The 2,502-nt window shown below is 35.4% G+C and carries 3 protein-coding genes and 1 pseudogene; all 4 read left to right on the forward strand.

Features of this window, described 5'->3' with window-relative positions; translation table 11 throughout:
- Positions 1–358: hypothetical protein (locus tag BN338_RS01940; RefSeq protein ID WP_039758553.1), on the forward strand; the 358-nt coding region annotated here is incomplete at its 5' end.
- Between the two features lie 297 nt (positions 359–655).
- Positions 656–967, forward strand: a complete 312-nt coding sequence (locus BN338_RS01945; protein ID WP_039758554.1) for a hypothetical protein — start codon at positions 656–658, stop codon at positions 965–967.
- Positions 968–1,345: 378 nt separating this feature from the next.
- A complete protein-coding gene (locus BN338_RS01950) occupies positions 1,346–2,098 on the forward strand; it encodes a phage antirepressor KilAC domain-containing protein (protein ID WP_083868419.1) in 753 nt (250 codons plus the stop codon).
- A gap of 74 nt (positions 2,099–2,172) precedes the next feature.
- Positions 2,173–2,502, forward strand: a pseudogene (locus tag BN338_RS01955) (hypothetical protein); the annotation flags it as partial.

Raw genomic sequence — 2,502 nt, forward strand, 5'->3', positions numbered from 1 at the left:
ATTAGGGGTAGCAGAGTATTTTTACAATCTTTACGAATATGATGATGGTATGAGGGAATATGAGGAATTTGACGGTGGACAGTATCATGAGATTCCTTCAAACGTTGATTACAGTACCAAGGCGCGCGTGAAAGCTTGGCTATACGGTGGTGATTTACCAAGAAGCGTTTTGAGTTATGAACCTTTGATAGATGAGGTTAATAAGAAAATCAAAAAACGTACAAAGAAAGATCAGTTGATTTGTGAAATTACAGATAATGGTGAGATAGGCTACCCATTGTCTTGTGAAGAAATGGACCGTGAATTAGAAAAAGCGCTTGATATTCAGTTAAGTAAGTATCGAAATGAAAAAAAGTGAAAAAAATAAAAAATACGTATTGACATTAAGGAAAATGTCGTTTAGAAAGATTGGCAAGTGATTAAAACCCACGTTCCATTAGCGGATAAACCACGATAAGGTTTCTCCCATTTCTTAAAATACTGGCTTTCTTTTATGCTTTAAGAGCGTATAATGATTATGCCGGGTGTGGTTACACCATACAATACCCTTCGAGGGAAAAGTGTAACAACGGACTAATGGCCGTGGTTTTAGCACCCGGCGCCTTTAAGGGGCGTCAAGATAAAACTCTAACCATTAGGTGTTAAAATGCATTCTATAGAAAAAAACGATATCAAAATAACCACTGACTTCCTATGCGATTTGTGGATGGTAGTCTGTAAAGAAGCTAATAGCGATGATATTGATATTGATACTGAAAATGAATATCATGTTTCTTTAGTAGAGCTTATGGGGGCTCTCGAAAAAGTCTTGTTTTTTAAATTACAAAACGAAATTCCAAATTTTACAAAAATCTTAGCAATCTTGACAGAATTTGGTCAATCCGAACCAATTGAATCAATAGTTTCATTGCTAAAAACTTATAATCCTGTTTTCGATAATGTGCATAGCATTAACGAGGCTGCTTAAATAACACCGGCGCGGCGGGGGCGCCTTCTTTTTAACTTTATATTCAAAGAGATAAGCATCAAAATGAAAAAAAGTTAAAAAAGTGTAAAATACATATTGACATCAATCGAATCACTCTGTTAAATTAATCAGTAAGTGCTAGAAACACTAAAGTTATCATCGGATGGGATTATAATTAATCTCTCTTCTGCTAATATAAAGTTTTGACTCCATTATGCTTTATAGCATATAAGAGGGGATTGCCGGGTGTGGTTACGCCATACAATACCCTTCGAGGGAAAAGTGTAACAACAGACTGTGAACTGTGTTTCTAGCTCCCGGCATTCTTTATTGTGTGTCAATAGAAATCTATAATTTTTTTTCACAGGAGACAGTATCATGTCACAATCTTTATTTAATGCAAATCAAACAAATTTAACAAACGTAAATCAAATCAAAATAGATGATAGCATTCAAACTATGTCTAGTCGTGAAATCGCAGAGTTGTGTGGTAAACGGCATGATAATGTTATGCGTGATATCAAGAATATTTTGCTTGAATTGTATGACGAAAAAGATATCCTCAAATTTGAGGGCATCTTTTTTGATAGCATGAATCGCCAGAAAACTGAATATCTTCTTCCAAAACGCGAGTGCCTAATTCTTGTTTCAGGCTACAGCACTACCTTGCGTGCAAAAATAATAGATAGATGGCAAGAGTTAGAAAACAAAGTTGCAACACCACCGCAAATCGATTACTCAAGTCCACAAGCAATGATTGGCTTTTTGAATTACCTACAAGGACAAATAAATCAAAAAGATACTCTCATTGAAGATTTAAAACCAAAAGCAATGGCTCTTGACGGCTTAAAACGATCAGATGGCTTGTTTGGTATTATAGATGCTGCAAAAATATTGGAAGTAAGGCCTAAGGATTTATCAGATTACTTGCGTAGATATGGTTGGGTTTACAAAAGAGTACCAAACGGACCTTTATTGCCTTATCAAGATAAAATCCAAAAGGGATTAATGGATTGCATAGCACATACTATTCAAAAAAACGATGGTACAGAAAAAACAGTACCGTCAACTAAGATTACTTCCAAAGGATTGGCTTGTTTAAGAGAACAAATCTACGGAAATATGCAATAGTACTCAAAACTTTCACGTCTTTACCCTCTTTCCCCCCTTACAATTTAATCAAATTTATGAAATGGAGCATACCCATGAGCAATACAGCTATGTCTAAAATTCAAAACACTAAAAAGTATGAATTAACTGATGAAATCAAAGAAGTTTGCGATGCTGAAACCCGTCAACCTAAATGCTTATATCGCATTCGTGCATTAAGAGATTTTGATGATGTTAAGGCAGGTGATCTTGGTGGTTTTATTGAAAAGGAAGAAAACCTCTCTCATGATGGCAATTGCTGGGTTTATGATGATGCAATTGCAGCATATGATGCTGTTGTTAGTGAAAATGCGAAAATACGTAATGAAGCCGTTGTTGTTCAAGATGCTAAAGTTTATGGTAACGTTGTAGTGAGTGACAAAGCC

Source organism: Bartonella queenslandensis AUST/NH15, assembly GCF_000312585.1.
GTDB lineage: Bacteria > Pseudomonadota > Alphaproteobacteria > Rhizobiales > Rhizobiaceae > Bartonella > Bartonella queenslandensis_A.